Origin of the sequence: Acinetobacter tjernbergiae DSM 14971 = CIP 107465 (genome assembly GCF_000374425.1) — a bacterium.
GTDB classification, from domain to species: domain Bacteria; phylum Pseudomonadota; class Gammaproteobacteria; order Pseudomonadales; family Moraxellaceae; genus Acinetobacter; species Acinetobacter tjernbergiae.
In genome coordinates this window covers 1-5,303 of sequence record NZ_KB894358.1, presented here as the reverse complement: position 1 = coordinate 5,303, position 5,303 = coordinate 1, and the positions used below count along the sequence as shown (strand labels likewise).

At 37.8% G+C, this 5,303-nt stretch carries 5 protein-coding genes, 1 tRNA gene and 1 pseudogene; 3 read left to right on the top strand and 4 right to left on the bottom strand.

Annotated elements, in window-relative coordinates; translation table 11 throughout:
* From C502_RS0105580 to C502_RS0105565, 4 genes are all read right to left on the bottom strand, one after another.
* Positions 1-75 (bottom strand) — tRNA-Gln (locus tag C502_RS0105580).
* Positions 74-907, bottom strand: coding sequence for a 4-(cytidine 5'-diphospho)-2-C-methyl-D-erythritol kinase (gene ispE, locus C502_RS0105575; RefSeq protein WP_023274841.1), 834 nt, complete (start codon positions 905-907; stop codon positions 74-76). The genes C502_RS0105580 and ispE overlap by 2 nt, the downstream gene beginning before the upstream one ends.
* Positions 908-920: 13 nt before the next feature.
* Entirely contained in the window at positions 921-1,502 is a 582-nt protein-coding gene (gene lolB / locus C502_RS0105570; RefSeq protein WP_018677860.1) for a lipoprotein insertase outer membrane protein LolB, read from the bottom strand.
* 4 nt (positions 1,503-1,506) lie between these two features.
* Positions 1,507-3,225: a tetratricopeptide repeat protein gene (locus tag C502_RS0105565; RefSeq protein WP_023274842.1), complete on the bottom strand. Its 1,719-nt coding sequence runs from the start codon at positions 3,223-3,225 to the stop codon at positions 1,507-1,509.
* Positions 3,226-3,304: 79 nt separating this feature from the next.
* On the opposite strand from C502_RS0105565, the gene hemA reads away from it, so the two are divergent.
* The 3 genes and pseudogenes from hemA to C502_RS18760 form a co-directional block, all read left to right on the top strand.
* The gene (gene hemA, locus C502_RS0105560; RefSeq protein WP_018677858.1) at positions 3,305-4,588 is read left to right on the top strand and encodes a glutamyl-tRNA reductase; all 1,284 of its coding nucleotides are present in this window, start codon (positions 3,305-3,307) and stop codon (positions 4,586-4,588) included.
* A 185-nt stretch (positions 4,589-4,773) separates the two neighbouring features.
* Positions 4,774-5,046, top strand: coding sequence for a hypothetical protein (locus C502_RS0105555; RefSeq protein ID WP_018677857.1), 273 nt, complete (start codon positions 4,774-4,776; stop codon positions 5,044-5,046).
* A gap of 61 nt (positions 5,047-5,107) precedes the next feature.
* Positions 5,108-5,303, top strand: a pseudogene (locus C502_RS18760) (IS982 family transposase); the annotation flags it as partial.

Sequence of the window (5,303 nt, the reverse complement as noted above, 5' to 3'; positions counted from 1 at the left end):
TGGCAGGGGCGGCTGGATTCGAACCAACGGATGCCGAGATCAAAACCCGGTGCCTTACCACTTGGCGACGCCCCTAACATGTAACTGAAAAATGTCTTAAAGGAGATTCTGACAAACTATTTACCAAGTAAGCTTTACAAGGCGCGTTTTGCAAAATTTTCTTTATATCTATTTCACTTGTTACTTCAATAAAAACACAAGCACCTGTACCTGTAAGCTTTGCTAGACCAAATTGATCTAAATATTGCATTGCTTCTTCTACTTCAGGATATAACTGTCGAGCCAAAGGTTCAAAGTTATTTCCAAAATTAAAAGGTTCTAACTGATAGGCGCAAAATGTAGTGATCTTAGAATCTCTTGTCAATGTTTTTTGTGAAAAAAGCGCTTGAGTGCTGATAAAACAATCAGGTTTTAAAATTATGAATTGTTTTTGAGCTAAGTCTATGAATGATAAATGTTCACCGATCCCTTCTGCCCATGCATTTTGACCAAAAATAAAGATAGGCACATCTGCACCCAGTTGCACACCATAATCAGCAAGTTGCTGTTCATTTAAACCGCATTGCCACAGTTGATTCAGTACAATGAGTGTGGTGGCAGCGTTGGATGAACCACCGCCTAGCCCTGCGCCCATTGGAATGTTTTTCTCAATTTGAATCTTCAACCCGAATGGTTTTTTTGCATGAGGTCGGAGTAGTTGTGCTGCACGATAGATTAGATTTTGTTCAAGTTTGACTTCGCTTAAACCTTCAATTTGAATATTTTCTTCTGAAATTGGATCAAAAGTCATCCAGTCGTATAGATCAATCAGTTGAAAAATAGTTTGTAATTCATGATAACCATTGTCACGATGACCTGTGATATGCAGAAATAAATTCAATTTGGCAGGGGAAGGCACTCTAATCATAAAAGAATCTAAACTATCGGTTTTGGATCACCATTGTAATACGGTTTTCTTTATCATCGGCAAGAGCTTGCTTCAATAAAAGTTTGTTTGGCAGTGTTTGTACATCGTTATAACTAAAATCCACTGTCCAACCATCTTCAATTAATTGTTTGAGACGATTGTTTTCATCTTTGCTCGTTTGAGCATTTTGAGTGGCAGGCTTAGCTTGTACCCAATAGGCTAAATGCATAATCGGTGCTTGCCAACCTATTGCTTTTTCTAGTAATTCTTCAGGATTGGTTGCGGTGATGAGTCCTGTTTTTGCACTATTTAAGGTCACTTCACCAGGTCTACCTTCAATTTGGGTTTTACCTACACCCAATATACCTGTGAGTTCAATATCAAACTGATTTTGTTGCTGGACCCAAGTAAAAAAAGCACTGCCAGATTGTTGTGGTGTGCGCACCCCAATTTTACCTTGTAAGCTAAAGTTGTTTTCATCTTGCACTTGTGGTGAGGCGATCACTTTATTCGGTTGGCTTAAATGTTGGCAGCCTGTCAACAATACAACGCTACTGCTACATATTGCGACACATAATTTTGCAAACAAGTGCATGGATTTAACTCTTTTTTACAGTGATGGGTAATATTAAGCTATCAAGTTGTTGTAATTGTGGGGCATTTGCATGTTTTTGTTTCAATTGCTGTAATACTTCGCTAAATTGCGTGAGCGCACCTTGCATATATAGTGCTTTGGCATAACGAATACCAATATTGATATTTTGGCTAATTGAGTAGGCTTGTCCCAAGACTTTGGCTGCGGTATCAAAATCATTTTGTAAGAACGCAATATAGCCTAGTGTGTCAAGAATAGAGGCCTGTTCAGGTGCAAAATTAAGTGCTAATTCTGCATATTTTCGTGCTTCTTTAAGACGGCGATTCTGTAATGCCAACGTATAGGCGTAGGCGTTCAGATAAGTTGGGCTATTCGGTTCAATAATCAAAAGTTGTTTTAATGTTTTGTCTAGTTTATCTCGATCGGTATAGGGGTCGAGCAATAACACTTCTGCATAAATCAGTTCAGGATCATCGGGTAAGCTTTTGATGGCTTCATCAAGCAAGGTTAAAGCCGCTTTTTTATTATCCGTTTTCTTTAAAATATCTGCTTGTGCTTGATATAAGAAACTTGCATGTTGTGGATAATTCACCCGTTCTTGTGTCAGAAAGCGTAAGGCATCATTGAGTTGTCCTTGTTTTTCAAAAATAGTGATCATATTACGTCGTGAAACGATGTATAGACTACCATCGACAAGGCGATAGTACGCTTTTGCTGTTTCATAATGCTGTTTACGTTGTGCATTAATGGCAAGGTAATAATAGGCTTCATTTTGATATTTGGCAGATAAACGCAATTCGACTAAGTATTGCTCAGCTTTTTCATATTGTTTTAAATCAATACTGGTCAAGCCTGCAATAAACAATGCCTCTTCAGTTTTTGGATAATCTTTAATGATGCTTTCGAGTTTATTGAGAGCTTGTTGTTGTTGATTAATCTGAATGTAATAGCGCGCTTCTGCTAAGCGTATATCAATATTGGTTTTATTTTTCCGACTGGCTTGAGCAAACCATTTTTGTGTTTCAGTGTCATCACGCAAAGCCATTAATAGATTCGCTTTCATGAGAATAAAACTAGTGGACTTCGAGCGTTGACGTAATGCTTTATTAATATTATTCAGTGCTTGCTCATATAAGCCATCTTGTGCTTCTAAGCCAGCAATCAAAGCCAGAATAGAGGGATTGTCTCGTTCTTTACTGGTACGCAATGCATTAAGTAAAACTTCACGATCTTGGGCTTGTTCAGGTGCAATCCCTGCCAAGATTTGCTCAAGATCGGCAGTAGGATCAATATTTAGAATTTTATCAAGGGTGGTTGCCGCTAACTCATATTCGTGAGTCTTTAGCGCAATATGTGATAAATAAAATAAAGCAGGTACATCTTTGGGTTCTTGTTCTACCCAATGTGTTGCAATATCTAGAGCTGATTGGAAATCGTTGTATTCTAAAGCGACATCTAAAGCGCGTTGTTTAATTGTGGTTGAATTACTTTGAATGGCAAGCACAGTATAATTATGTAGAGCAGTTGCAATATCATCATAAGCAAGCGAAAATTCTGCCACCATACTTTGTTGTAACGCATGGTCAAAACTCTTATCTGCATACATGTCGTGTATTGCTTGTGCAGAGACATACGAGCTCATGCTACCTAACAACAAGATTGTGGTAGAATACCGTCGAATCGTCTTGCCGCTAAAAATGGTACGGCGATATAGCTGACGCAATTTTTATTGATCCAAAGTAATGCTTTTTATGACACCGATGTTGCACAATAACATAAATTTAGCGAAATGATGATCTGATATGTCTTTCTTTGCATTGGGTGTCAACCATCAAACAGCTTCTGTTGAACTTCGTGAACAAGTCGCTTTTAATGCAGAGCGATTAGCTGCGCTATTGCTTGAACAAAATAAGCATTCATCTCTGAATGATTTAGTTGTGGTCTCAACTTGCAACCGCACTGAAGTTTATGCCATGACAGAAGATGCGGATAGTGTTCTCACGTGGTTAGCCCAAGTGAATAATATTGATGTAAAACAGTTAATTCATCATGTTTATCGTTACGAGAATGCCCAAGCTGTTACGCATTTGATGCGTGTTGCCAGTGGTTTAGACTCGCTGATGTTGGGTGAGCCACAAATTTTAGGGCAAGTTAAAAGTGCTTTAGCGCTGTCAAAAGATGCCGAAACGGTTTCACCTGAACTGAATAGTGTATTTGAATATGCTTTTTATGCTGCTAAGCGTGTTCGTTCCGAAACTTCAGTCGGTAGTCATGCTGTTTCGATGGGATATGCAGTGGCGCAACTTGCATCACAAGTCTTTAGCCATCCTGAAAAACTAACGGTCATGGTGGTTGCCGCAGGTGAGATGAACAGCCTTGTTGCCAAGCATTTGGCAGAAATGGGGGTTGCTAAAATTCTCATTTGTAACCGTAGCCGTGAACGAGCAGATTTGTTAGCACAAGAAATTGCACATCAAGTTGATGTTGAAATTATTCCTTTTACAGAACTTGCACAAAATTTGCATAGAGCTGATGTGGTTTCAAGTTGTACAGGTAGTTTGCATCAAGTGATTGAATATTCAGATGTTAAAGTTGCACTGAAAAAGCGCCGCTATCAACAAATGCTGATGGTTGATTTGGCTGTTCCGCGTGATATTGATCCGAAAGTTGAATCCTTAGATAACGTCTATTTGTATGGCGTTGATGATTTACAAAGTGTAATTGATGAAAACTTGGCACAGCGTCGTCAAGCTGCGGTTGAAGCCGAAATCATGGTCAATCAATTGGCAACGCAATTGATGACTCAACAGAAAGTCAAAGAGGCAAGTGGTACGATTCAAGCTTATCGCCAGCATAGTGAAGAAGTGAGTCAAAATGAGTTAGCACATGCCTTAGAGTCACTACAACATGGTCATGATGCAGAACAAGTCTTGCACGAATTTGCCCATCGGTTGACGCAAAAGCTGATGCATCCTACTTCTATTCTACTCAGAGAAGCCGCTAAAGCCGAAAATCCAGATTATCTTGAATGGCTACAGCAACACTTACAGGATGTATTTGAGCATGAACGTAAACCAAGACAGTAAATTTAGATTATTTATAATCTTCTTAAAATAATTATATTTTTAAGATTTTATTTAACATCTTATTAAACTTTTAAGTTTTACTGTAAATAATTGTTATATTTAAATATTTTTATAAATTTTAATTGCATCGTAAAAAATCAAAAGTATAGTATCTTTTTTTAAAAAAGATACTTTGGGGATTTACAATGAAATTAAAGCAAAAGATATTAAAAACGTTAGTAATTTATATTATTAGTATTAATGCTCAGGCTGGGGATATTGTGACTGAGAGCATTCGTGTTACTAGCCCATCAGGTGCAGTAGTTTCTTCAATTTCAGGGGATATCACAGAGTCAGCTTATTTCTATCTTCGGGGGGAACGTTATCTTTATGGTAAGTCCACAATAATAGGGGAGCTAAATGCTCAGGAAGTAAAAGCTGATAATATAACCCGAATCGTGGATAAAAAATTGACTTGAAAAATAAAAGAACTAGAGCCATCAGTTGAGTTACCACACCAAACCTAAAGCTCTAGTCCTAATGTTCAATAGTACCGAATTATTCTGTGTAATCGATGATTTCTTTCTTAAATTTGAATCAACTTATTGGAAGTTTCTCAAACAAATCCGCTACTCTTTAAGAATCAGAACTGCACAGCTGACCATCTCGGAAATTAGCTTTATCGCCATTTGGTATAAGTGTTCTCACTTCAGTAATTTCAAAGCCTTTTTCACAT

What these genes read in the sequence shown, in the direction of transcription:
- ispE (WP_023274841.1), bottom strand. Translation starts at nt 907, where the DNA reads ATGATTAGAGTGCCTTCCCCTGCCAAATTGAATTTATTTCTGCATATC.
- lolB (WP_018677860.1), bottom strand. Translation starts at nt 1,502, where the DNA reads ATGCACTTGTTTGCAAAATTATGTGTCGCAATATGTAGCAGTAGCGTT.
- C502_RS0105555 (WP_018677857.1), top strand. Translation starts at nt 4,774, where the DNA reads ATGAAATTAAAGCAAAAGATATTAAAAACGTTAGTAATTTATATTATT.
- hemA (WP_018677858.1), top strand. Translation starts at nt 3,305, where the DNA reads ATGTCTTTCTTTGCATTGGGTGTCAACCATCAAACAGCTTCTGTTGAA.